General features: G+C 41.5%; 22 protein-coding genes. 10 read left to right on the top strand and 12 right to left on the bottom strand.

Annotation, left to right across the window (positions count from 1 at the left end; genetic code table 11):
• The 3 genes from BST86_RS07945 to guaB are packed head-to-tail and all read right to left on the bottom strand — an operon-like array spanning position 1 to position 2,420.
• Complete coding sequence (locus tag BST86_RS07945; protein WP_105982803.1) at positions 1 to 333, bottom strand: Hpt domain-containing protein; 333 nt, start codon at positions 331 to 333, stop codon at positions 1 to 3.
• Positions 330 to 944 carry a fumarylacetoacetate hydrolase family protein gene (locus BST86_RS07950; RefSeq protein WP_105982804.1) on the bottom strand — a complete coding sequence of 205 codons (615 nt, stop codon included), beginning with the start codon at positions 942 to 944 and terminating at the stop codon, positions 330 to 332. Before BST86_RS07950 ends, BST86_RS07945 begins: the two co-directional genes overlap by 4 nt.
• Complete coding sequence (guaB, locus tag BST86_RS07955) at positions 945 to 2,420, bottom strand: IMP dehydrogenase (RefSeq protein ID WP_055413338.1); 1,476 nt, start codon at positions 2,418 to 2,420, stop codon at positions 945 to 947. It lies immediately after the preceding gene.
• Between the two features lie 174 nt (positions 2,421 to 2,594).
• Here guaB and hemG point away from each other — a divergent pair, with 174 nt between their 5' ends.
• The 3 genes from hemG (at position 2,595) to BST86_RS07970 (ending at position 6,995) form a co-directional block, all read left to right on the top strand.
• Positions 2,595 to 3,902: a protoporphyrinogen oxidase gene (gene hemG / locus BST86_RS07960; RefSeq protein WP_105982805.1), complete on the top strand. Its 1,308-nt coding sequence runs from the start codon at positions 2,595 to 2,597 to the stop codon at positions 3,900 to 3,902.
• Positions 3,903 to 4,065: 163 nt separating this feature from the next.
• Positions 4,066 to 6,276 (top strand): TonB-dependent receptor family protein, encoded by a 2,211-nt coding sequence (locus tag BST86_RS07965; protein ID WP_105982806.1) that lies wholly within the window; start codon positions 4,066 to 4,068, stop codon positions 6,274 to 6,276.
• A gap of 134 nt (positions 6,277 to 6,410) precedes the next feature.
• A complete protein-coding gene (locus BST86_RS07970; RefSeq protein WP_105982807.1) occupies positions 6,411 to 6,995 on the top strand; it encodes a hypothetical protein in 585 nt (194 codons plus the stop codon).
• A gap of 54 nt (positions 6,996 to 7,049) precedes the next feature.
• On the opposite strand, the gene BST86_RS07975 is transcribed toward BST86_RS07970, so the two are convergent.
• Positions 7,050 to 8,576 carry a GH3 family acyl-acid amido synthetase gene (locus tag BST86_RS07975; RefSeq protein WP_105982808.1) on the bottom strand — a complete coding sequence of 509 codons (1,527 nt, stop codon included), beginning with the start codon at positions 8,574 to 8,576 and terminating at the stop codon, positions 7,050 to 7,052.
• A gap of 85 nt (positions 8,577 to 8,661) precedes the next feature.
• The gene (locus BST86_RS07980) at positions 8,662 to 9,456 is read right to left on the bottom strand and encodes a class I SAM-dependent methyltransferase (RefSeq protein WP_105983975.1); all 795 of its coding nucleotides are present in this window, start codon (positions 9,454 to 9,456) and stop codon (positions 8,662 to 8,664) included.
• A gap of 83 nt (positions 9,457 to 9,539) precedes the next feature.
• On the opposite strand from BST86_RS07980, the gene BST86_RS07985 reads away from it, so the two are divergent.
• From BST86_RS07985 to BST86_RS08010, 5 genes are all read left to right on the top strand, one after another.
• Positions 9,540 to 10,184 (top strand): flavin reductase family protein, encoded by a 645-nt coding sequence (locus tag BST86_RS07985; RefSeq protein WP_105982809.1) that lies wholly within the window; start codon positions 9,540 to 9,542, stop codon positions 10,182 to 10,184.
• Between the two features lie 23 nt (positions 10,185 to 10,207).
• Positions 10,208 to 10,351 (top strand): DUF2256 domain-containing protein, encoded by a 144-nt coding sequence (locus BST86_RS07990; RefSeq protein ID WP_082438634.1) that lies wholly within the window; start codon positions 10,208 to 10,210, stop codon positions 10,349 to 10,351.
• Positions 10,352 to 10,477: 126 nt separating this feature from the next.
• Positions 10,478 to 11,788 (top strand): DASH family cryptochrome, encoded by a 1,311-nt coding sequence (locus BST86_RS07995; RefSeq protein WP_105982810.1) that lies wholly within the window; start codon positions 10,478 to 10,480, stop codon positions 11,786 to 11,788.
• 363 nt (positions 11,789 to 12,151) lie between these two features.
• Entirely contained in the window at positions 12,152 to 13,693 is a 1,542-nt protein-coding gene (locus BST86_RS08005; RefSeq protein WP_105982812.1) for a cryptochrome/photolyase family protein, read from the top strand.
• Between the two features lie 136 nt (positions 13,694 to 13,829).
• On the top strand, positions 13,830 to 13,997 hold the full coding sequence (locus BST86_RS08010; RefSeq protein WP_105982813.1) for a lmo0937 family membrane protein: 168 nt from the start codon (positions 13,830 to 13,832) through the stop codon (positions 13,995 to 13,997).
• 255 nt (positions 13,998 to 14,252) lie between these two features.
• Here the strand turns inward: BST86_RS08010 and BST86_RS08015 are convergent, their stop codons facing one another.
• The 5 genes from BST86_RS08015 to BST86_RS08035 all read right to left on the bottom strand — a co-directional run bounded on the left by BST86_RS08015 (position 14,253) and on the right by BST86_RS08035 (position 20,860).
• Positions 14,253 to 14,804, bottom strand: coding sequence for a type 1 periplasmic binding fold superfamily protein (locus BST86_RS08015; RefSeq protein ID WP_105982814.1), 552 nt, complete (start codon positions 14,802 to 14,804; stop codon positions 14,253 to 14,255).
• Positions 14,805 to 14,827: 23 nt separating this feature from the next.
• Positions 14,828 to 17,272: a TonB-dependent receptor gene (locus tag BST86_RS08020; RefSeq protein WP_105982815.1), complete on the bottom strand. Its 2,445-nt coding sequence runs from the start codon at positions 17,270 to 17,272 to the stop codon at positions 14,828 to 14,830.
• A 51-nt stretch (positions 17,273 to 17,323) separates the two neighbouring features.
• Positions 17,324 to 17,611: a hypothetical protein gene (locus BST86_RS08025; RefSeq protein WP_105982816.1), complete on the bottom strand. Its 288-nt coding sequence runs from the start codon at positions 17,609 to 17,611 to the stop codon at positions 17,324 to 17,326.
• 88 nt (positions 17,612 to 17,699) lie between these two features.
• The gene (locus BST86_RS08030; protein ID WP_105982817.1) at positions 17,700 to 18,704 is read right to left on the bottom strand and encodes a YncE family protein; all 1,005 of its coding nucleotides are present in this window, start codon (positions 18,702 to 18,704) and stop codon (positions 17,700 to 17,702) included.
• Positions 18,705 to 18,883: 179 nt separating this feature from the next.
• Complete coding sequence (locus BST86_RS08035; RefSeq protein WP_242446493.1) at positions 18,884 to 20,860, bottom strand: putative porin; 1,977 nt, start codon at positions 20,858 to 20,860, stop codon at positions 18,884 to 18,886.
• A gap of 125 nt (positions 20,861 to 20,985) precedes the next feature.
• On the opposite strand from BST86_RS08035, the gene BST86_RS08040 reads away from it, so the two are divergent.
• Both BST86_RS08040 and BST86_RS08045 read left to right on the top strand, forming a co-directional pair.
• Complete coding sequence (locus tag BST86_RS08040) at positions 20,986 to 21,585, top strand: ribonuclease HII (protein WP_105982818.1); 600 nt, start codon at positions 20,986 to 20,988, stop codon at positions 21,583 to 21,585.
• 67 nt (positions 21,586 to 21,652) lie between these two features.
• Positions 21,653 to 24,085 carry a hypothetical protein gene (locus BST86_RS08045; RefSeq protein ID WP_146126733.1) on the top strand — a complete coding sequence of 811 codons (2,433 nt, stop codon included), beginning with the start codon at positions 21,653 to 21,655 and terminating at the stop codon, positions 24,083 to 24,085.
• Here BST86_RS08045 and BST86_RS08050 read toward each other — a convergent pair whose 3' ends face one another.
• The gene (locus BST86_RS08050; RefSeq protein ID WP_105982820.1) at positions 24,086 to 25,171 is read right to left on the bottom strand and encodes a DNA topoisomerase IB; all 1,086 of its coding nucleotides are present in this window, start codon (positions 25,169 to 25,171) and stop codon (positions 24,086 to 24,088) included.
• Positions 25,172 to 25,238: 67 nt separating this feature from the next.
• Positions 25,239 to 25,937 carry a lipoyl(octanoyl) transferase LipB gene (gene lipB / locus BST86_RS08055; protein ID WP_105982821.1) on the bottom strand — a complete coding sequence of 233 codons (699 nt, stop codon included), beginning with the start codon at positions 25,935 to 25,937 and terminating at the stop codon, positions 25,239 to 25,241.
• Positions 25,938 to 25,942 lie beyond the last annotated feature (5 nt).

The raw sequence follows: 25,942 nt of genomic DNA on the forward strand, positions 1-25,942 counted from the left end.
CTAGAAATCTTCCCTCAATTGGGTCACGGTTTTCTGCAGTTCTTCTTGAACGCGCATAAAATGCTCATTGATGTCCATCTGGTCGTCTGACTTTCCCCAAGCCTCGAGCACCAACACATCATAAAGGCAGGAAAGCCCGAACATGTCTACCGTAGGTTTCATTTTGTGTGCGTACTCATGTACAGCAGCGCGATCATCCTCGACCACGCCCATGGCGAGCTGCTCTAGATCTTCTGGAATCTCTTCTATAAAGGTATCTACCATGGCCTTGATAAAATCAGGATCATTCTCTGACAACTCCTTTATCTTACTTAAATCGTACAACTTGCTCATTTGACGCGTATTGAAAATAGTTCCTTTCCAGCAAGAACACCTCTAAGGGCGTCATTTTCTTGAACTCTGGAAACACCTGCTGGAGTGCCGGTAAATATAAGATCTCCTATCTTAAGGGTAAAAAATCTACTGATGTGCTCTATGAGCTCATCAATCTTCCATAACATGAGGCTGGTATTGCCATCTTGCTGCAGGACATCATTCTTATAAAGCTGAAAATCCAACTGATTCAAATCTCCCAATTCTGCTTTATCAATAAAGTTTCTGGAAACCACCGTAGCACCATCAAAAGCTTTACATTTTTCCCAAGGCAAGCCTTTGGACTTTAATTCATTTTGAAGGTCTCTTGCCGTAAAATCAATGCCCAATCCTATCTCGTCATAGTATTTGTGCGCAAATTTCTGATCAATGTGCTTTCCCAATCTATTGATCTTGACGACTACCTCAACCTCGTGATGCACATCATTGGAAAAATCTGGGATAAAAAACGGATTCTTATCCAGCAAGATAGATGTGTCAGGTTTTAGGAACACGATAGGCTCATCGGGCCTCTCGCTGTCCAGCTCCTTGATATGCTCGACATAATTGCGGCCTATGCAAATGATTTTCATCTAGTTGCGGCTGTAGTTAGGCGCTTCCTTAGTAATGGTCACATCATGCGGATGGCTCTCGTGAACACCAGCAGCTGTAATCTTGACAAACTGACCTTTTTCTTTGAGGCTTTCAATATCGCCTGCACCACAATAACCCATTCCAGCTCTTAAGCCTCCTATAAATTGTGTCATGCTTTCTACCAAGTCACCTTTGAAAGGAACGCGACCTACAATTCCTTCTGGAACCAGTTTTTTAATATCATCTTCCACATCCTGGAAGTAACGGTCTTTAGAACCTGTTTGCATGGCTTCTACAGATCCCATACCACGATAGGATTTGAATTTACGGCCGTCATATATAATGGTCTCTCCTGGAGATTCTGTAGTACCTGCAAGCAATGAACCCAGCATGACGCAATCTGCACCAGCAGCAATAGCTTTAGGTATATCACCAGTGTATCGTATACCACCATCTGCAATTACGGGTATCCCAGTTCCCTTTAAGGCATGAGCTGCTTCCATCACCGCACTTAGTTGTGGGAAACCAACTCCTGCCACTACTCTTGTGGTACATATAGATCCTGGACCTATACCAACTTTAACGGCATCTGCACCAGCATCTGCTAGGTATTTTGCAGCTGCAGCAGTGGCTACATTACCTACCACAACATCCAGTTCTGGAAAGTGTTTCTTGACATTTTTTAGAACATCAACCACGCCTTTAGTATGGCCGTGTGCCGTATCAATCACTACCGCATCCACGCCAGCTTCTACCAGCGCTCTTGCTCGATCTACTGCATCGCCGGTTACGCCTATAGCTGCCGCAACACGCAAACGACCATACTGGTCTTTGTTCGCATTAGGCTGCAAGGTGAGCTTAGTAATGTCTCTAAATGTGATTAGACCTATGAGTTTGCCTTCATCGTTAACGACAAGAAGCTTTTCTATTTTATGTTCCTGTAGAATGATCTCAGCTTGTTGCAAGGATGTTCCAGCCTTGGCCGTAACCAAGTTTTCTGAAGTCATCACCTCAGTCACACTGCGGCTGTCTTTTTTCTCAAAGCGCAAATCACGATTCGTGACGATCCCTTTAATGTATCCATCTTCATCAACGATAGGAATACCACCTATACCATGCTCGCGCATGCTGGCTTTGGCATCACCTATGGTCGCCTCTTCAGTAAGTGTTACGGGATCGATGATCATACCACTTTCAGCACGTTTTACACGACGTACTTTCTGGGCTTGCGCCTCGATCGACATGTTTTTATGTAGAATTCCGATTCCGCCTTCTTGAGCCATGGCGATTGCCATACGACTTTCTGTTACCGTATCCATCGCTGCAGATACAATAGGAACATTAAGCGTGATGTTTTTGGAAAATTTACTTTGTATACTTACCTCTCTAGGCAGTACCTCGCTGTAGCCAGGAACTAGAAGTACATCGTCGTAAGTGAGACCTTCGCCTACAAACTTAGCATCGTGTGAGATCATTGCAATTCAATTTAATTGCATGCAAAGGTACGGTTTTTACGCATGCTTTATGAGAGAAAAGCACAGTAGCCTTTAGTCTTGAATAACTCTTTCTTGACTACGATCTTAAATTTATCTGTATTTCAATCCCATTTTAAATGATAGTGCAACATTTCTAGGCATTACCTTTGTCCTATGGCTTTAAGATCTAGTTATGACGTTGTTGTTTTAGGCGCTGGGATTTCTGGTTTGAGTGCTGGTTATTCCCTATTTCAAGAGGATCGGGATTTTGCCATTCTTGAAGGCAGTGCGCGATCCGGCGGCGTCATAGAATCTGAAGTCATTAATGGTTTGATGGTAGAACATGGTCCCAACAGCATGGCGCTAACTCCAGAAGTTGAAACCCTACTCAAGGAACTTGACATTCTTGACGCACTCTTACCGGCCATGGAAGAGAGTAAAATAAGACAGATTTTATGGGACAACCAGTTGCACACTTTGAAAGCATCGCCACTAACGTTGCTCTCGACCGGACTCCTATCCACCTCGGCAAAACTACGTATCCTTAGAGAACCATTTATTTCTAGCGCATCGCCGGCAGGAGAAAGTGTCTTGGAATTCTTCACACGCAGGTTTGGAAAACAAGTAGCACGACGCATGGCAGGTGCCATCGTCAGCGGTATTTATGCAGGAAATGCGGCCCAACTAGAGATGGCCTCTGTTTTTCCTCGATTTGTAGAATTGGAAAAAGAGTACGGTAGTTTGCTGAAGGGACTCATCAAATCGCCATCTGCTCCTCGCAAGATCGTAAGTTTTAAAGATGGTATGGAGACGTTGATTAGTTCGCTTTCGCGAAAGCTGAACGACCATATTCATTTGAATACATCTGTAGCTTCCATTGAAAAAGTAGGCGATGGTTGGAAGCTACATTTACAAGATGGAAATTCCATTCACGCTCAAAAAGTGATCTCCACTATTCCTTTTTTTAGGTTGGAAAAACAACTGTTATCCACAGGTTTTCCAGAAATAGAGATTCCGTACAATCCCATGTTAACCTTGCAGGTCAAAATCCCATTAACCGAATTGCGTTCCAACACCCAAGGGTTCGGATTTTTAGCGTCCTCATTTGAGCGTAAGGATTTTATAGGCGTATTATTTAATGGCAATGTGTTTGAAACGGCCATCCATGGCGATGATGCACTTATGAACTTTTTTGTGCGACCTGATCATTGTGAAACTGAGGATCCTCAGGTCATATTTGATACCTTATGCCTACCGCTTTTTAGAAGATGGACGGGAATCGAATGTGATCTTGAACTTATCCATAGCCGATTTTGGCCGCAAGCGATTCCGCAAAAGGTAGTGGGACACCAGCATAAAATACAGGAAATTAAGAATTGGGAATCCAGCCACAATGGTTTTCATATCGCAGGGAACTCGGTGTACGGTGTTTCTATAGGCGACTGTATTCATGACCACATTCAAATTGCCAAAAACATTTGACCCGCGCAAGTTTCTGAAATTCAGTAATAAAAGTTATTTCTTATACCATTACTTTCTCCTATTGATTTTATCGATCTAAATTTTGCGAATTTATTTTTATTTAATCTAAATAAGGTTTTAGTTTTGCACGCTCAAAACAACTATTCATATTTAGTCTAAATAAATGAAAAATAGATTTTCACTCTTATTTCTAGTGTTAGCAAGTCTTTGTGGTACTGCCCAGCAAACGACTCAGCAAGATTCGATCAATAATCTACGTACCATCAAGCTTAGATCAAATTCTTTGTTTGGCAGTAAGTTTGAGGCGCAAAACCGTACAGGTTCTTCCTATTTCTTGTCATCAGAAGACCTTGCTAAGTTTCAATACACTGACGTGAATCGTGCGCTGCTTACCGTTCCTGGAGTCAATATTACCGAGGAAGATGGTTTTGGGCTGCGACCAAACATCTCTTTGCGTGGTACTCAAGCAGAACGATCTGCTAAAATCACGCTCATGGAAGATGGTGTGCTTATAGCTCCAGCGCCATACTCTGCTCCAGCCGCATATTATTTTCCTAACGTAGCACGTATGGAAGCCATTGAAGTCCTTAAGGGAAGTAGTCAGGTACAATACGGACCATTTACCACTGGTGGAGCCATCAACTTTGTTTCCAGCACCATACCTAACGAGCTTAAAGGCTATGCGAGAATGAACATAGGAAACTATAACTCAAAGCAAACCCAACTCAAAGTAGGTGATAGTGGCGAGCAACTGGGTTATGTGGTAGAATACCTTAACTTCAATAGTGATGGCTTTAAAAGTCTTGATGGTGGCGGCAACACGGGTTTTGACCGTAATGATTATAGCGCCAAAATACGCTACAGCACAAAAGCAGATGCTGATGTTTTTCAGTCCATAACCCTAAAGCTTCAGTACAGCGAAGGCCTAGACAATGAAACTTACCTAGGTTTGACCCAATCTGATTTTGAAACTGATCCCTATAGAAGATACTTGGGAAGTGCCGCAGACAATATCACGACAGAACACGATCAAATACAGTTAACGCACTTGATCCAACCTGCCAAAAATTTATTCATCACCACGACAGCGTACTCCAACAATTTTGCCCGCAACTGGTATAAATTGGATTATGTCAATACAGGAAACGGAAATGTCGGTCTTGCCTCTATTCTTAGAGATCCTGTTTCTAACCAAAGTGAATACCTAGCCATTTCCAGCGGCGCTGACACGGCAGAAGATGTTTTGGGCGTCAAGGCAAACAATCGCAACTATTATGGTCGTGGCATTCAATCTAAAGCCAATATTTTCTTTGGAACAACTACCAGTAGTGAATTAGAAGTAGGATTGCGTTATCATAAAGATCAAGAAGATCGTTTTCAATATGTGGATCTGTACGGTGTTGAAAACAACCAGCTCATTATCACAAGTCCAGGCACACCAGGCACAGATGCAAATAGAATAAGCGAGGCAACGGCCATTGCCGCTCACGCACTATACAAATTCAAAACAGGTAACCTGACGCTGACACCAGGATTGCGATATGAGAGCATTGAGTTGACACGCGATGATTACGGTAGTGCAGACCCAGAACGTACCGGTATCAATTTAAGCTCCAGAGAAAATACCATCGATGTGTTTATTCCGGGAATAGGCGCTAACTATAGATTCAACAACAGCATCTCACTTTTTGGAGGTGTTCATAAAGGCTTCTCACCTCCAGGTAGCGCTCCAGATGTGGATCAGGAAGAAAGCGTGAACTATGAATTGGGTAGCAGATTCAACATCGCAGGAATACGCGGTGAAAGCACGTTATTCTTCAATGATTACTCCAACCTGTTAGGAAGTGATCTAGCCGCTGCAGGTGGTGGCGGTACGACAGACCAGTTCAACGCTGGAGCTGCAAACGTAGCCGGACTTGAATTTGCATTGACCTATGACTTTCTTGAGATGAGCGACAACTGGTCGCTACCTATAAGCGTCAACTACACCTTTACAGATACCGAGTTCCGTAATGCGTTTGACAGCGATGTGTACGGAGAAGTGGAGATAGGCGACGAGATTCCCTACATCGCAAAAAACCAGTTCAACGTGCTTGCTGGTGTATCACACGATACCTTTGACATCAACCTCAACGCGAGATTTGTGGGCGCCATGAGAACGGTTGCCGGTCAAGGCACCATCCCAGCAACAGAAAAAGTGGATAGCAACTTTGTACTCGACCTTTCTGGAAGATATCATGTCAACAGCCACCTGTCGCTTACCGCAAATATTATTAATGCATTGGATAACGAATATGCCGTATCTAGACAACCTGCTGGGTTGAGACCTGGACATCCTTTTGGGATCAATGCTGGGATAATAGCTCAGTTTTAGTTCGCTTTCGCGAAAGCGAAACAACCTTCAACATTGTTTCAAGCAAAAATCGGTAGGATCACACGTCCTACCGATTTTTGTTTTTAACTCATTTTTCACGGCAAAAACCACCTCAACGGCTATCTTTCCCATTCATGAAGTACCCAAAGTTAATTGTACCCGAAAACATACGCAAAGAGGCCGAAATGGCCATGTCTTTCTATCCAGAACTAGCCGATACTGAGGTAGAATTCAAGTACAATAATATGGTGCGCAAGAATTTCATGCAGGCGCAACCTAAGTGGAAAAGCCTTTTTAGTTCCCGTAAAAATCGCGCCTACATCATCCTAATCAGCAAGAAATTCAAGGTCGAAAACAACTATTTTACCATCGATGAAATCCCAGATGACGTCCTTACCGGCTGGTTGGGTCATGAATTGGGTCACGTGATGGACTATCGTAGTAGATCTACTATTGGGATGATATTTTTTGGATTAAAGTATCTGTATTCTAAAGCACACATCAAAGAAGTAGAGCGTGCTGCAGATGATTATGCCGTGAAGCATGGAATGGGTGACTACATTTTAAAGACCAAGAATTTTATTCTTAATCACACCAGCCTGTCAGATACTTACAAAAATCACATGCGACAGTTTTACTTGTCACCAGAAGAAATTACAGACCTGATCAATAGATACGGTGAAACCGGAAGAAAACCTTCTATGGAAGAGATGAGTTAGGTAAGCCTACTTATTCAAATTTTGAACATAATCTCTAGGCGTTGAAAACTGGGACTATCCCAGTTTTTCTTTTACGAATTCTTCCCACTCGTCTTGTTTGTCCTCGCTCAAGACTTTTGCCATTTTTACCTGTCCGCCCATTTTCTTTTGTTGGGCATTCCAGGCATTGAAAAACCCTTCAGGTACTTTAGTCACCTTCACGCCTTTCAACGCCTTACTTCTAGCGACTGAGTAGTTCTTATTGGCTTCCTGTAGTTTTTCATCAAGCGATGCCGCTAGATCTTCTTCAGGAGTATCTGTAGTTGTTTCGAGGAACCACTTGTGATAAAACTCACCATCGATTTTGCGGGCATAGACGGTAAACTCTTTAAATGTCGTATTGAGCTCTTCTTGTAATTCATTCAGAGCCGTTTCCATTTTCAATACCGATAGCTGGCTGCCCACTACATTGAGGAAAAATTTGGTACGGCCAGTAATTTTGATCTCTGCGTGATTAACGTCTGTAAAAGCGATGGTGTCACCTATAAGATAACGCCATGCACCACTTACCGTAGAGATGATCAAAACATAATCCACATCTTTTTCTACTTGAGAAATATCAAGTGTCGTTACATCTTGCCTCAAGCTTCCATCTTCCAGAATATATTCAGGCTTGAAGGGAACAAATTCAAAATAGATACCGCCATCTGTAATGAGCTGCATAGCATCGGTTTCTGGGCGTTGCTGGCAGGCGATAAATCCTTCACTAGCTAGATAGGTATCCACGATAGTAACCGGTTTTGTAAAGAGTTTTTCAAAGCTCTTGCGATACGGTTCAAAGGCCACACCACCAGTAGTATAAACACTCAATGACGGCCAAACCTCGTGAATGGAATCAACCTTATGATAATCCATTACTTTTTTGAGCATTAATTCCAACCATGATGGAATACCACTTATCATGGCAATATCCCATTCGCCGGATAATTCTGCAATTTTTTGAACGCGTTCATCCCAATCTTCTATTCTGGCAATCTCTTGGCCTGGACGGTATTTACTTTCTAGAAATTCTGGAATGTTACTCGCTGCAATACCGCTTATCTCACCTACCTTGAAACCATCCACATCATCAAGATCTGTAGAGCTTCCTAATGCCAGTGCTTCTTTTTCAAAAACCTCTGCATCCAGTTCAAAGTTAGTAAGAGCGCTTACCTGTCTTGTCCCAGCAGAGCTTATCGCGTCCAGCATATCATCAGTCACTGGAATCATTTTGCTTTTCTTGCCAGTGGTACCACTACTGCGTGCCATATAGCCAGGCATGCCTGGCCAGGTTACATTTTCCTCACCATTTTTGATTCTGCTCCACCATTTTTCATCCATGCTGTTATAATCGTGAAACGGGACCGCATTGTCAAAAGCCTCGTGAAGATCATCTTCCTTTAGGATAGAGTTAAAATCATATTCTTTTCCAAAAGCCGTATCAGCAGCCTTCTCCAGCAATTTCTTAAGCACCTTTTCTTGAGCTGTTTTATGATCATCTACATGAGTGAAAAATTCATGGATGTTAAGTGCAGCTTTAATAATAGGTCCCAGGATAGCCATAAGGTAAGATTTTGATCCAAAAATAAGGTTATTGATTGTGCGATAATTCGCAATGCTCAAAAGTTAATATAGCTTTAACCAAAGACTAATGGAGCACGGCCTTGACCTCAAAGATCGTAGGATACAAGGCTTCTTTATGGTAAAACAACCCGTTTTTACTTATCATATTTGGGAATACATTGTACGGGCTACCGTCATGCTCTGCCAGCATGGTGATCTGCAAACCAGCATCAATCAAGGACTGGACGACCTCGCTCAGGCTATGGTTCCAGCAATATTCACGACTTTGGAATGACCCATCTGGACTGGCGTAGCTGCCATTGTAATCTTCATAGATCGCTCCAGCATTGGCATAAGGATAAGTCATTTGCGGTGGTGATGTTTGATAATCAAACATCCAGGCAATGGGATGAAATTCTACCATATAAAATGTGCCGCCAGGTTGAAGGCGTTGAGCAATCATGGTTGCCCAAGGTTTGAGATCTGGTAGCCATCCTATCGTACCATAGCTGGTAAAAATGATGTCAAACTTCTGCTGAATGTATTGAGAAGTGTCCAGAACATTACAGCACACAAAATCCGCTGGGATGGAAAGTTCTTGACTTAGCTGTCTAGCGAGTTCAATAGCCGTATCGCTAATGTCTACGCCAGTTACCACTGCGCCTTTGTGCGCCCAACTTAGGGAATCCTGCCCAAAATGGCACTGGAGATGCAGCATACTCTTGCTTGTGACATCGCCTAAAGCTTCTTGTTCGTAATGGTTTAGAGAGTTTTTCGCTTTCGCGAAAGCGAGCTTATCATAGAAATGACTGTCATAGTGAAACTGCGTGCGAGCATTCCAAGTCTCTTTATTTGTAGCAAACGCCTTATGCAGATCCATGTGGCAATTTAGCAAAGTTTTAGAATTGCTAAACCTAAGGTCGCTAGCCATTTGTTCTACCTTTGAGTGTAAACCTTCCACACATGACTCATTTTAACAGTGCAGACCTCTCATCCATGGAACGCATCTATCGCGGTAATTTGATCAATAGCGTGACAGGTTTCAAGAGTGCGAATTTATTGGGTACCCAATCCAAAAACGGCATTGATAACGTCGCCATATTTAGTAGTGTGACGCATTTAGGCAGCAATCCGCCGCTTTTTAGTTTTGTGCAGCGACCGCTGGGTTATGGTGTAGGTCACACCTATGAGAACCTGAAGGAAACCGGCTATTTAACGCTCAACCACATCAATAGTGAACTCGTGGATCGTGCGCACCAAAGTAGCGCAAAGTACGATCCCAATGTGTCAGAATTTGAGCATCTACAAATAGAAAAACAGGTGCGAGAAGGTTTTACTGCTCCTTTTGTAAAAAACGCTGCCATACAAGTTGCCGCGCAGTATGAAAGCGAGTATTACCTTAAGGAAAATGATTGCATCCTGGTCATATGCCGCATCACCGATATTTTTATCAAAGAAGGCATACAGACTGAAGATGGATGGCTGCATCTGGAAAAAGCCGGAACGGTTACGATCAACGGTCTGGACGGTTATGCCACAACTCAAATGGAAAAACGGTTGAGCTATGCCAAGGTAGATGAAGAGCTCAAGGAGTTGGATATCAACTAAAACTGCGACTATCCATAAAAGACATGAAGCAAAGCGCCAGAAACCCCAATAATCTACCTACCAAAGTTTGCCCAGTTTGTGAACGCGAGTTTACATGGCGCAAGAAATGGGAAAAAAATTGGGAACATGTGAAGTATTGCAGTAAGAAGTGTAGTAAGTCTAGTTAAGAGTTAAGAAAGATGTTGACAAACCTGTTTCGAGCGATAGTCGAGAAAAGGTTTTGATTTAAAGTTATTCGCGTATAGCGGCTAATAATTTTAAATATTCGATGGGACTTGTAATTATAAAGAGATATGAATTTAGTTTGGTTTAGAAACGATTTAAGGATACAGGACAATCATAGCTTGAAAGCAGCTTGTGACGCAGATGGCGATGTCATAGGCGTTTATTTTTTTGACCCACGATTTTATCAAGAAAGTGATTTTGGGATGGATCTAGAAATCGATTTGCCTTTTGGTAAAACAGGAAAATTCAGAGCTCAATTCATTAGAGAAGCTGTAGAAGATCTAAAAAACCAACTTGCCAAACATCACATACCACTTATGGTGTACCACGATGCACCTGACCAAGTGATCCCGCAATTGGTGAAGGAATACAACGTCACCGATATTTTTCTGCAGAAAGAGTGGACCCGTGATGAAACCGACCAAGAACAATTATTAGGGATCGAACTGGATCAATTGGAGAAAAAACCCAAAGGCCATCGAGTCTACGATCAATTTCTATATCATCCAGATGATGTGCCGTATTCCAAAAAGCAGATACCACAAGTATTTACTCAGTTTAGAAAGAAACTCGAGAAAGAATGTGAGGTAAGAGATGTAGTAAACATTGACGATTACAAGCAAGAACAATTAAAGGTGCTAGAAACCACTATTCCAAGCCTTGAAAATCTGGGATTAGAAGAATTTGAAAAAGATTCTCGCAGTGCTTTTCCATGGTCTGGCGGCGAGACTAGCGCCTGGGAGCGACTTCAACATTACTTCTGGGAAACGAAAAAGCTACAAGAATACAAGAAAACTCGCAACGGCCTTGTGGGCACTGACTACAGCAGTAAGTTTAGTGCCTGGCTGGCCCTAGGTAACATGAGCGCACGACAGATCTACTGGGAAGTCAAGAAGTTTGAAAAGGAAATCAAGAAAAATCAAGATACTTATTGGCTCATCTTTGAATTGATCTGGAGAGATTTTTTCAAATACGTTTCCCTTAAACATGAAGAAAAGATCTTCACCTTAGGCGGTATTTTAGAAAAGGATTACGAATGGAAATCCAGTGAGCGAGCGCTTGAAAAGTGGATTCAAGGTGAGACCCATGAGGATTTTGTCAATGCGAACATGAAGGAAATCGCTGCGACAGGATTTATGAGCAATCGTGGGCGTCAAAATGTGGCGAGTTACTGGTCCATGCATCAAGAACAAGACTGGCGCATAGGCGCTGCCTATTTTGAACACATATTGATTGACTATGACGTCCATTCCAATTATGGAAACTGGATGTACAATAGCGGCGTGGGCAATGATCCCAGGAACCGCACCTTCAATATACAATCACAGGCAGATCGTTATGATGGTGACAAAGAGTATAGAAACTTGTGGCTGGACTAATTAAGCAGTCTTTTTACACGAAATACGCTTCTTGTTCCATTGACTGATAACAAGAGCCGTCAAAAAACCTTGACCTGTAATGTAAATAATCATCAAGGTATTTGCTGAGGCTGACGTGAAAAAAGAAAAATAACAAAGAATAAGCAGCCAGGCTGCGGTCAATAGTAGAGTAAGTTTTGGAATTCCTTTCATGATCATCTATTTGAACTATAAGTAGTTTGACGAGATGATTTGTTACAAAAGGTGAACTAGCTTTTGAATTCTCTACGATAACGAACAATTGGATTCTGTTCTTATTATTAGTCCTGAAAAGTTCAAGATCACATTGATATCGTGATTTTTAAAAATTTTAAATAGTACAACATGGCAAAAACATTACGTCTAATCCTAGGTGATCAACTCAACCACAAACACAGTTGGTTTAATGGTGATCAAGACCATATCACCTATCACATGGCCGAAATGCGCCAAGAAACCGACTACGTCAAACACCACATTCAAAAAGTAGTCGCTTTCTTTAGCGCCATGAGATCTTTCAATGAATGGATGAATGACAGAGGTTTCAACACGGTCTATTATGAATTGGACCATAAGGACAACAGCCAGGACCTGGTCAAGAATCTCAAGAAACTGATCAAGGATCAGGATATTGAAAAATTTGAATACCTAGCTCCAGACGAGTGGAGACTGGACCAACAATTGAGGGATTTTTGTAAGTCGCTGGATATAGAATGGGAAGGATTTGATACAGAACATTTCTTGACTAAACGCAAGGACGTTGAAACCTTCTTTGAAGGTAAAAAACGACTCACCATGGAATATTTCTATCGCGATATGCGCAAGAAATACGACATCATGATAGAAGGCGACAAAGAACCTGAAGGCGGCAAATGGAACTATGACCAGAGCAACCGCAAAAAATGGGATGGAGATACAGAGATCCCGCACGAGCGCGGTTTTCGTAAGGATGTTGCTGGGATTGTAAAATTATTGGAAAAAGAAGGCGTAAAGACTTTTGGTAGGATTGATGAGACCAACTTTAACTGGCCTACCACGCGGCAGGATGCGTTGGACGTCCTCAATTACTTCTGCGAGCATCTATTGGTGCGCTTTGGTGACTTTCAGGACGCGATGCACACAGATCAGGAATATCTGTACCACTCGCGACTGAGTTTTGCCATGAATAGCAAGTTACTAAGTCCGCTAGAAGTGATTGAGGCTGCGGTTTCTCGCTTTCGCGAAAGCGATACCGACATACACATCTCGCAAGTGGAAGGTTTTGTACGACAAATACTGGGCTGGAGAGAATTCATGCGCGGCATTTATTGGAAGGAAATGCCCGATTACCAGACGCTTAACAAACTGGAAAACAAAAACCCACTACCCGATTTTTACTGGACTGGCGAGACCAAAATGAACTGCCTGAGCAATGCCATCAACAACTCACTGGATAATGCCTATGCGCACCACATCCAGCGGTTGATGATTACGGGAAATTATGCTTTGCTCACCATGACAGATCCCAGCTATGTGGATGAATGGTACCTGGGCATTTACATAGACGCCATTGAATGGGTAGAAATCACCAACACGCGTGGTATGTCTCAATGGGCAGATGGTGGTCTTGTAGCTACAAAACCTTATGTCTCCAGCGGTAGTTATATCAATAAAATGAGCAACTATTGCAAGGGTTGTGCTTACAAGGTGAGCAAGAAAAAAGCAGAGGATGATGCGTGTCCATTCAACTCGCTCTACTGGAATTTTTTGGAAGAAAAGAAAGAGCACTTTGCCAATAACCAGCGTATGAACATGATGATGTCGTTACTTAAAAAGATGGGCGACGATACGATTAAAGCGCATCAAGAACGCGCTCAGGATGTTATAGAGAATCCCTCAAAGTATTAAAAAATTAACGTCTGCAACGGTTTTATTGAAAACCTTACAAAGAATCTTATTAAATTTTAATTAATTGCCATTTCGTTAACAAGGACCGCCTTTTTATGTAAGTAAATTCGTCTCGTAAACTAAAAAACTAACTATTATGAGAAGTATTCTTTGGCTTGTAGCTGTAATTTGTATCGTTGTATGGTTGTTGGGATTATTAGGTGTTATACCTGGTATGTCAACTGGTGGCTTGATTCACGTTCTATTAGTAATTGCGGTAATCGTGATTCTAATCAATATCATTTCTGGTCGTAGACCTTTATAATCGTTATTGTATAATCTTAAAAACTTAAAACCATGATCAAGAAATTTCTAGTACTAAGTATGATAGCTTTATTTGCTGTAAGCATCACAAGCTGTAGAGAAGAGGAAGAAACTGTAGGCGACAAAATAGAAGATGTTGCTGACGACGTAGAAGATGCAGTAGATTAGTGACACCTCATTTTTTCAAATAATAAACCGTCCTGATGCTTGCGTATCAGGACGGTTTTTTTAAACCATATTCAATATAACAGTTTACTTACTGGACATTGAAATTAAAAGTTGCAATGGCATCAGGCTCACCACCAGCACTTGTTAAGCCCGTGTTAGGTTTTACCGGCTCGTGAATAAGTGTTATGGTAAGACTACCTGATCCTGCAGATCCAGTACTAACATTAGTGCGCAGCCCAAGAGGATTACCATCTGCATCATTATCTATTTTGTTGATGGTCACACCAGCAGTATTGACACCGTAAAATACCTCGTGCTCATCGCCTTCTTCTTCAACTTCTTCCGTGATATTTTCTACAGGTGATTCTAATTCATTCAAGAATCTGACATTACCGGTGTAGGTCTGTCCAGCTAATACGGTACCTGTGATGGTAACCGTAGGCATGTTGGGCCCATCTGCATCATTATCCACTTGACGGAATGTTACCACATTAGTAGCATCTGCTGTATTAGTAAGTTGATACTCTACAGTGGTGATTAACTCATCTTCATTGATTTGAACTGGTGAATCGTCATCCTCACAAGAAATTAGAACGGCTGCAAATAATAAAGCTGGTAAGAATTTAAATGTTGTTTTCATGATTGTTGTTTTAATGCTTGTTTCTAAAAATTATAAATGAATTGTAATTGTATATCGCGACCTATATCGTCTGCATAGAACCGTTGTCTATTGAGATAATCACGATATGTAGTGTTTAAAACATTGTTGAGTCTCAGGTTGAGTTGCGCTTTCGCGAAAGCGTAACTAGCACCCAGATTCCACAATGAGTAAGCCTTTGGCGATTCTGAAATTTCAACAATAACAGTGCTGGAATTACCTTGATCATCAAAAACCTCTGCTGGAAAATCATTGTCAGGAAAACGAGTCTGTTTGAGCATGGTCATATTGGATAGACTCAATGACAAATTCTCAAAGACTCCATTACTCCAGACAATTTCATTATCAAAAGTTGCTGGTGGCATATCAATCAAAGGCTGTTCCTGAGTGGTGTCTTGACCATATATATAGGAAAATCTGGAATCCAGCGTGAGCTGTTCTTCCATTTTTTCTTCCTGTGTTTCTGGATCAATAAGCCATCTATCGATAATATTCCACCTAGCGCCCACATCAACTCCTGCCAGTACCGCATCAACCTGCTCAAACTGATACACGGGAAATGCTCCTCTACCTGTAGTTTCCAGGCCTACAGGTACCAATTGGATAAAATCCTGCACCACATTGAGGTAAGGGTTGACCTCAATATCAAAGTTTTTATGAACAGCGTGAGCCGTCATGTTGACTTTATAGGACTGTTCCTTATTGAGATCGAGCTTACCCAGTTCAATAGTAGCGAGAGCATGGTGCAATCCATCACTAAACAACTCTGAAGGATTAGGCGCACGATTTGCTGTACTTAAGTTGATGGCAAAATCATAATGATCATCCATAAAGTATTTTGCACCAGCCGTGACAGCTATTAAATTATAGTCCAATACAGGATTAGTAAAAATCTGACCATCGTTCTCGCTCACTTCAAACTGAGGAAACTGCTCGTCGTACCCCAAGTCTTCCCAGCGAGAAATGAAGTAAAACTTTTCTGCATTAATGCGGTAATAGTCATATCTAGCGCCAGCTTCCAGTAACCACTGATCGTTCAATCTATGGTTGACCGATGCAAAGCCACCTATTTTCTGACTATTATAATCAGGAATTAACCGGCGTACTCCAGTATCTGGGTTTGGGATATTGGTCTGTAGCATTCCATCAATTCCTAGCTCGATTTCAGTACCATCATAGCGATCAATCGATAGATACGTCATTAGATTATGGGTAAACAAATCAAGATCTAGCGATGCGCGATTACGATTATCGCCACGACGTATGTCAAACTCCAATCGATTATTATACTGAAAGGAATAATCCACCTCAACCTTTCCTAGGTCTTTTAATCGTTTATATCCATTAAACTGGACTGCATGATGTTGTACGGCCTGTTTAGGTGGTGCAATATCATAGGTAAAGTCTCGAATGATTTGTGGCTGTCCTGAATTGATACTGCGAGCAAGTCCTGCCGCATTCCCTATGTGCGAGGCTCTTAAAATACCTAGCTCGCTATCATAGAAGGAATACTTAAGACTAGCTCCATACTCAAACGATTTAAATCCAGCTACTAGATTTGCAGCATACGTTGTACTACCCGTATTGCTCAGAATATAATCAGGAGCCTCAAAATCACCTAGCTTTTTATAGGTAAGCGTTGCCTGTTGGTACCAACCGCTGTCATTGTAGTTACCTACAGTTCCAGTAATACTACCACCGCGACCGTTAGTTTGTAACTGCGATATGAGTTGTCCCTTAAGTGTATCAGTAACTATGACTCGTTCAGGGTCAATCAAAATAGTTCCACCTATAGCATCACCACCATATCGCAAGGCACTAGCACCCTTTACAACTTGAATATTGCTCGCTGTATTTAGATCAATATTAGGAGCATGTTCCACGCCCCATTCCTGATCTTGCTGCCGCATGCCATCATTAACAATGGTCACTCTGCTGCCGTATAGTCCATGAATAACTGGCTTTGTGACGCTATTACCTGTTTTTAAAATAGAAACGCCTTGAACCGTAGCCAGTGCCTCACCTAGGGTCGCACCGCTATATTTGTTAATCGTTTCTTTAAGAACCCGAGTATTAGACTGCGTCCCATCATGGTCGTCATGCACATCTGCGACTACTTTTACCTGATCCAGATCATTGATATGATGCTCAAGGGTAAAATCCTGAACCTTATCATCACGTATGCTTATGCGAACGGTTTTAGTCTCGCACTCAAAATGTGTGATGACCATGTCATAATCACCTGCACAAAGATTGCGCAATACGTACTCACCTTTTTCATTGGTAGAAGTACCCTTTTGCAGGTCCTTGATATAAAGTTGTGCAAATGCAAGCGGCTCACCATCATGAAAATCTGTGATAGTTCCCTTAAGCTCAATACGACAGTCCTGAGCATTTACAGTTACGGCAAAAAACAATATTGCTGCAACTATACCTAGCTGTTTAAACATGATATAAAAATTGATTACTAAAAATGACACGGCAAACGTGTCCTTGACTTTTTAGCAATCTACCGGTGGCGGTCTGGATAAGTGATAGTGGGAAAGATGTTCCGCTTTCGCGAAAGCGTACTCTATAACGACATCCTGCTCTACATGAGGCATAAAGAACACAGGTACCTCAATGAAGTTTGCCGGCGTGTAGTCCAGAGTTTGTGCATGCTGGGAAACCAAACATATCGTACATGGCAAACTACCATCATCATGCGTGAACTGGTGCACGGAGCCCAGTTGCATGGATAGAAATAGTAGAATGAAGCCTACAGATATGTATGTTTTAACTTTCTGCATGGCCTAAAGATACGAGTGTCAAAAGTTGTAACATAAAAAAGCCTCCTAAAATTAGGAGGCTTTTAAGAGTTTTAAATTTTATTGTGGATTAGTCCCGACCGTAAAAGAAAACTGTACTTACACGCGGTAGTGCATTATCAATAATTGGGGAAGCATTACCACTCGCACTAGCGCTAAAGCCTAAAACACGACCTCCACCATTTCTATTCTCAGCTATAAAAATTGTGTTCGTTTCTGCATCATAAGCGGCAGCGACTGGATTACCTAAGAAGGTTGATGCACCAATTACTTCTACTTGATTTCCTGCAACTGGCAGAGTTCCAAGATTTGTGACAGCATCAAATTTAGTAGAGAAGTTTGTAATTATGTGGAAAGAACCATCATCAAAAACAGTAGCGTCTGCTATATCAGTTACTATTGCGATATCATCTTCTGCATTGTAAACAAACCCGTGAGTTCTTTGAATACCTTCTATAAAGACCGTTTTAGTTGGTTCTACGAGTCCATTAGTTGTATTAGCAGTTACTAGATTATTAAAAACTGCAATCCCATTTGTATTATCAACAACTGCAAAAAGGTCGTCACCATCAAATTGAATTTCCCATAAAGCAAAACCAACCTGTAAAGTATTTCTCAACGTCACATTACTACCGGTTCTTTCATAAATGAATAATTGGTTGGAAACGTTATTTGCCACTACAATAAAATTTCCATTTATAGCGACAGATCTAGGACTAGATAATTCTGCATTACTCGCAGTAACGGTCAAAGACTTACTTGTACCATCAATCATGTCTTCTATGTTATCACCAATATGAACGGAGTTGGTAGTTCTAGAAGCAAAAATGACTTGGTCTGTTGATGGATCATAAACAATTCCTTCATTGTCCTGAGTTCCAGCCACTGTAAAGGTGTTTGTTTCTGGATCATCCCCATCAGAAAGGTCATAAACAGTAATGTTACCACTAGTATTACTAGTAGCATAAAGCTCTGCACGGTCAAATCGTCCTTCAGTGATATCGTCATCATCATTACAGGATACGAACACAGTTGCAGCAGATAGAAGTGCGATTGTTAATTTGGTAAATTTCATAGTATTTGATTTTTGCCCAAACTTACGCTAGATCGCTTTCCGTAGTTCTCAACGGTTTCTCAAGGAAAACCAAACATTAACAAAAAATTCCTGCAACAAATTGATGAACAAGCGTTTTTACAAAGCAGATTTAACGATTTTAGCAGAACTTTAATTTTCTGTATCGAGCGTCCGTGCTTCTAAAGAAAGAAATTCCATACTAGACCGAACCTTAAACTCAAATCTCTAAACGGAGTTCGAGGTGCGCTAAAGAAATTAGGCTCACCCAAAGGTGAGGTTGCATTTTCCAGCTTTACAAATATTCTAGTTTGCTGGATTTTTGCATTGAAGAATATATCCACCAATGGAAAAGCTCCCAATTTGGCAGAGTTTTGAGAATAGAATTCCCCTAACACTGGATCATATCCATCCATATTGTACTCATCAAAATACTTTAAAGTAATACCGGTTTGAACCAGCATCGCTTTTTTGAACCAGCGATCCTTATAGTATAAACTGTTGCGAGTCAGAAAACTAGGTACATTAATGATATCGGCAGTTTGATCTACGGTTTGAAAGGCCAGCGTGTGGTCCGTTCCAAAATACCTTAAAAACTCAAAGGATTTGTGGGCTTTTATTTTGAGATAGGTAAGCTGCTCGTCGGTTTGAAAAGGCTCAACCACATAACCTGTAAAATCAGGAGCAACGTCCTCACGGTTTCTTTCTCTGAAATAAGCGTAATCTTGAATCGTGTTTACCTCTAGTTCTACATCAAAGTATTTCTCTGATTTCACTTGCAAATTGAGTTGTTGCTTCTCTACGTTGTTAAATGAATTTTGCCAGTTGTATTCTTCATATTCGCTTTGGTGAAGCAACAAATTAAAATTAGGCGCTCTAGAACTTATGCCTGCACCAGCCGCAACGGTGAAATCTTTAAAATCCACACTGGCCATAGCGTTGAGATATTGACCATCTAGCTCACCGGCGATATTAATACCACCATGTGCTTGAAATTCGAAAACACCTAGACGTTTTTCAAATGCTGCTTTGAATTGGTAAACCTCAGATGCTAGCCGGTTAGTGATCACTTCTGTGCCGCGATTTACGATACGGTCATAGCCATAATTGTAATCCAACTTAGCTATACCTGCTTTCATATAACCAAACAAATAATGATCGAGCGATGCGCCTACTTCTACATAGCTTTCCTCATAGTTGGTTTTGTCTTTGATATTGGTAGACTGATAGGCCTCTCCTAAAAATTCGGTAGAGGCATTGTCCTCTTCATATCGATAGAACTTATCCTCAAAGTACATCTTGTTATGAACGCGCAAGCTGTAGTTCTTTAAACTATCTGCAGATTTTAATAATTCATAGTCATGATCGATATAAAATCGTTTCCCGTCCAGTAAGCTCACGGCATCATCCAGATTAGGTTCCAGACGACCTCGATCGTCAAGGTTTTCATCTTGATCCAGGTAACCTTGAAGCGCATCAGGCGCCAGGCCACCGCTTTCCTGATTGCTCAAATCCTGAAAGACCGTGTGTAGACGTAATCGATATCTTTTATCCTTACTAAAATAATTTGACGTAAACTTAAAATTACCGGTACTGGTCAAGGTGTTGACAAAGTCTCCAGCACTGCGCATCCCTTTATAACTAATGGAAAAATTGAATTGAGGAGAAATGTTAGATGTGAACAGTGCATCCAGCTGCTGTCCTTGATTGATCGCCGTTTTAAAGTAAAGATCTGTAAGAGGTGTTGGGACGTAATAATCGTTGATGTCACTAATTTCATAGTAATTGTCGTGACGCGCTTCGGCACCCATGCGAGGCGTGAGCTGCTCCATGTCAAAACGCTTGATCAATCTATTGTAAGGTTGCCCTATATTAGGAAACGGCATCAGTTCAAAATTATCCTGACGCAGGTAGTTGAATTTAAACTCCTTGGCCATGGACAACGTGGTATCGACATAAGTCGTATCTCTGTCCTGACTTATGATAAGATAATCTGTTATAGGTGGCTTCTCGCCCTCAACACTTACTTCCTTATTGCTCAAGGGACGTTGACGTCCATTATTGCCCAGGTTATCCCTAACCGGTTGCTGCAATGCATACGCACTGGCCGTTACCAGGAGTAGCGAGAATAATAAGAAGGATTTTATCAATGTTGACACGATGCCAAAAATAGGTATTATACATATTGCCGCATCCAATTTTACGCGACCTTTTATGAACTTTGAATTGCTTTGGATATTGCAGCACATCAGCAGATTTGATAAATTCCATATCATTGCAACCCATGTTGATTGAAAAAATACATCCCAATTTGATAGAATGCGGCACAGATGAAGCCGGCCGCGGCTGTCTCGCTGGACCGGTCACAGCCGCAGCGGTGATACTACCACCAGGTTTTTCATGTGCAGGTTTGAATGATAGTAAGACGCTTTCGCGAAAGCGAAGAAACCAACTGCGTGAAGTCATTGAAAAAGAAGCTTTATCATACCATGTAGCCCATGTGGATCGAGCTATGATCGACAAAATAAATATTCTCAACGCGAGTATACAGGCCATGCACCTTGCCATAAAGGGTCTTAAGATCACACCTGAGCACATCGCTGTGGATGGTAATCGTTTTCATCCATATCCAGATATTCCAGCCACCACCGTGATCAAAGGCGATGGCAAATACCTACATATCGCTGCCGCTTCCATTCTTGCCAAGACCTATCGCGATGAGTTCATGGAAAAAATACATCAAGAGTTTCCCATGTATCACTGGAGTAACAATCAAGGTTACTCCACAAAACAACACCGCGACGCCATACGGGAACACGGTACCACTACTTATCACCGCATGAGTTTCAAGCTATTGCCAGAGCAGTTGAAAATGCCTCTATAAGTTTCTTAAAAACCAAGCCGTTTGAGGTCATAAATTCTATTTTTGCCAGATGCGATTTTTCCTAGGTATGAACAGATTACTCACTTTATTTTTTCTTTTCGCAGTATTAATAAGTTGCGATAATGAGGTTAAGGATACAGCTCTCATTTACAATATTCCAGACCATTCCAAAATTGTCATTGCGCTCTCAGACTTACAAGAAGTTACTGATCTGCTGGAGAACAACCCAGTATTTGACCAGTTGGAGTCGCTCTCTAGAGTCAAGGAAATCAAAACCGCGAGCTCTTTTTTGAATACCTACGATCTAAAGTCAGAATCTTTTGTGACCTTGAGCATGGAAGGAAAGAATCAGGTGGCCATCACGCTATTGACTGAGGTACACGATTCTCAAACCGATTCTACTACCGTAGTGAAACGCATTGAGTATAATGATGTAGAGATCCTAGAAAAAACAGCAGATGGTAATACGTATTACACCGCCAATAAAAATGGATCACACATGGCGAGCTCTTCCATATTGGTTCTGGAAAGCTTGATAAGACGCAATCTAACCGATTATGTCTTTGATGAATCCTTTGTGACATTATATGAGCGTACTCACGATGATATAAGTATTTATGTAAACGCCTCTGACGAGCAATGGTTGTATCAGTTTTTACTAGGTAAAAACAAAACCGATGCTCACAATTATGGTGAGTGGTATCAGCTGGAACCCAGTATGACAGGTAACTCCATTTATATGGATGGGCTAATTGTCTATAAGGATAGTTTGAATCAAAAGCATAGCCTTTACAATGATCTGGATGCTAGGGAAAATCAGTTGGATCAAGTAGCACCGGCTACCTTCAGGTTTTTGTCCTCTACGACGTATAGCGATCCAGAACAATTGATGGGCAATCTATCAAGATACCACAATAGAAAACCAGTCATTCCAGAATTACTTAAGGATTTGATGGTCAATTCTCAAGAGGTATCGACTATCGAATTAGAGAATGGCACTGCGATCGCATTCTCGTTATTGCCTTTTGAAGATTTATTTGTGGATCTCGATAGCTTGAGCGCTGCCAAAAGTACTTATCGCGATGTGGCGCTATATACATTGGCTGCACCTTTGGACTCGAAATCAATTGCGCCGTTGGTTCCCAATCTTACCGTTGGGTACTTGACCTTGATCGATCGCTTCTTGGTACTTTCTGCCAATCAGGAAACATTGGAAGAAATTATTGCAGGCTATCAAAACGGCACCACGCTTTCCAGTCAAAACTGGTGGAAAGAAGCTCGCGAAAAAATGAGTAGCAGCAGTTCTCTTTTAAATGTCACTAGTCTTGAAAAATTTAAAAATCCCTTCATAAGTATTGACGAGAAAGATGACAAGGTATTGAAGTCTATGGATGACACTACTCTTAAAGCAATGATCAGTCAATATGTGCATGAAGATGCGTATGCATTTTACAGACTTGAGATCCCTTATGGATCTACAGCTGCAGAGCAGCCGCTAGTGGCCCAGATCGGTTCTTACAAATCCGAAAGCGACATCATCGCAGGACCGTTTCTGTTTCCCAACCATTTGAACAACACCTATGATGTCGCGATACAAACAGAAGATTTCAAGTTGACTTTGCTTTCTGAAACAGGAGAAGTGCACTGGACTAAGGAATTAAATACCAAAATCTTAGGAGAGATCCAAAGTGTTGATGTTTACAAAAATGATCGCAAGCAGCTACTGTTTGCCAACCAAGAGAAAGTGTACCTACTTGATAGAAAAGGGAACGACGTGGACAAGTTCCCATACAATCCTAAAAAGGATATAACTCAGCCATTGAGTGTATTTGACTATGACAACAACCGCAACTACAGGTTTGTCATAACCACAGGTAAGGATCTCACCATGCTTGATTCAAAAGGCAACAAAGTCAGCGGTTTTAATTATAGACCAGATGGTATTATTTTAAATAGCCCGCAACATTTTAGAAAAGGAAACAAGGATTACATCGCTTTTACTACAGATCAGAAAGAACTCAAACTGATCAATCGTACCGGTGAAACCAGAACCAGCGTTAAAACAAAAATTGAAGCCAAGTCAGACCTCTATTTTTACAACAACCTAATTCAGTTTGTGAATTCTGATGATAAGCTCCTGCACGTGAATCCATCAACTGGAAAAGTGACCGTCACCAACACTTCCCTTGATACCGATTCACACATAGGTTTTACCTCACGCAGCCAGCTCATCCAGAATAAAAATGTATTGCAAATCAATGGGACCAAGAGTAGTTTGCCTTACGGCACCTATCTTCCAGCCCGTTTGTCAAGAATCAACAACAAGGATTATGTGACGATTATTGATAACGGAGAAAACAAGGTCTATATTCTTAACGATCAAGGAGAAACCGTTCCTTTCCTGCCGGTCTATGGAAATACGGCTGCGCAAATCGCTGGTGGTAAATCTAGATATCTGGTGACTCTAGATGGGAATGAAGTTTTGATTTATAAGTGGTAACTATTCCTTTACCTTAAACTCAATTTCAAAATTTTGGATGATTTCCTTCACGCAGCGCTCAGTTGCCGTGAGATGGTTTTTGTCTTTATAGGTTTTGGCTTTCTTACGATAAGGCTCAAAATTACCGTCCTTGTAAATGTTGGGCACCTCAGGATGTACATAATATTGACGACACACGGCTCTTGTGTTGCCTAATTCCTCGGCAGCAGCATCATATCCTTTTAAAATATTCTTATCCACTTCCTTCTCCTTTTCTGGTTCTGGAAGTTCTAGCATGGTTTCAAAAAAGGTAGTCGTCGCACCCCAAGTCCTAAAATCTTTTGCCGTGAAGATCTCGCCACCTATTCTGTGAATGTAATCGTTGATCATGCCGCTGTCGATGCCGTGATGCTTGCCTTGCTCGTCATAATATTGAAAGAGTTCCCAGCCCGGAATTTCCTCGCACTGATGAATCAATTCTACCAGGTCAGCATCGATAATGCTTTTGGTTTGTTGCACGCCCTTTTTCCCCTTAAAATGGAACTCTACGCCATCATCGGTTTCATCCAGATGTTTAGTTCTAAGTGTGGAAAGCCCATAGGTCTTGTTTTTGCGCGCATATTGCTCGTTCCCAACTCTAATGTGGGTCGCATCCATGACCGACAAGACGATCGCGAGGCACTTGTTCAGTGGCATTCCTGAAAGTTCTAGGTCTTTTTCCAGCTGGATTCTTATGTTGGGTAACGCTTTCGCGAAAGCGGACATTTTAAAAAACTTGGTTTGGTTCCTAAGAACATTCCATAAGTCATGATACCTATACACTTTGCGGCCTTTATCGTCACGCCCAACAGACTGCAGGTGCCCATTCTCAATTCCCGAAATACGCACATCGCTCCATCCTGGCGGTATCACTAGCGACTTGATGCGCTTGAGTTCCTTCTTATCCGTTACCCGATCCTTGTTGTTGATGAGATAGGTGAAGCCCTTGCCATATTTTTTTCTGTAGATAGAAAGGTGTTCGTCCTGTATATACACAAGATCGGCAAGATGCGCCGCCATTTCTGGCTCGGTTAGGGCATTTTTAATTTGTTCTGGAGTAAGCGTCATGATCTAAAAATAAATCAGTAGGAAAAAGCGGACACTTAATAAAACGCCAATTTAATCGAGTAGAGATTTAATCCTTGAGCTGCGCCTCAAACAACTCACTAAAATACTGCTTGATTTTATCCTTGACCTCATTATGGTCTACTTCGCGCTTTAACTCTGATGCCAGTGAAGTCACTGCTTTGTCTTGAATCCCGCAAGGAATAATATGATCAAAATAGCCCAAATCTGTATTGACATTAAATGCAAAACCGTGCATCGTTACCCAGCGGCTGGCGCGTACGCCCAATGCACAAATCTTGCGTGCAAATGGAGTTCCTACATCCAGCCATACACCAGTCTCGCCAGGACTGCGCTCGCCTTTCAAATCATAATCTGCAAGGATTTTTATAAAGATCTCCTCTAGGAATCGTAGGTATTTATGGATATCAGTAAAGAAGTTTTCCAGGTCCAGAATGGGATAACCTGTAATCTGTCCAGGCCCGTGATAGGTAATATCGCCACCACGATTGATCTTATAATAGGTGGCGCCTATCTGTTCCAACAATTCTTTATTAGCCAGTAAATTTTCCTCATCACCACTTTTCCCCAAGGTGTACACATGATCGTGTTCTACAAACAAAAGGTGGTTTTGGGTCTCCAGTCCGGCATCTTCTCTCCTATTCTTGATTTTGGTATCTAGAATATCCTTAAAAAGTTGTTCTTGAAAATCCCAAGTTTCCTTATAATCCTTGCGGCCTAAATCTTGAAAATGGACGGTTTTGTTCATGGTGT

This window comes from Nonlabens agnitus (genome assembly GCF_002994045.1).
GTDB lineage: Bacteria > Bacteroidota > Bacteroidia > Flavobacteriales > Flavobacteriaceae > Nonlabens > Nonlabens agnitus.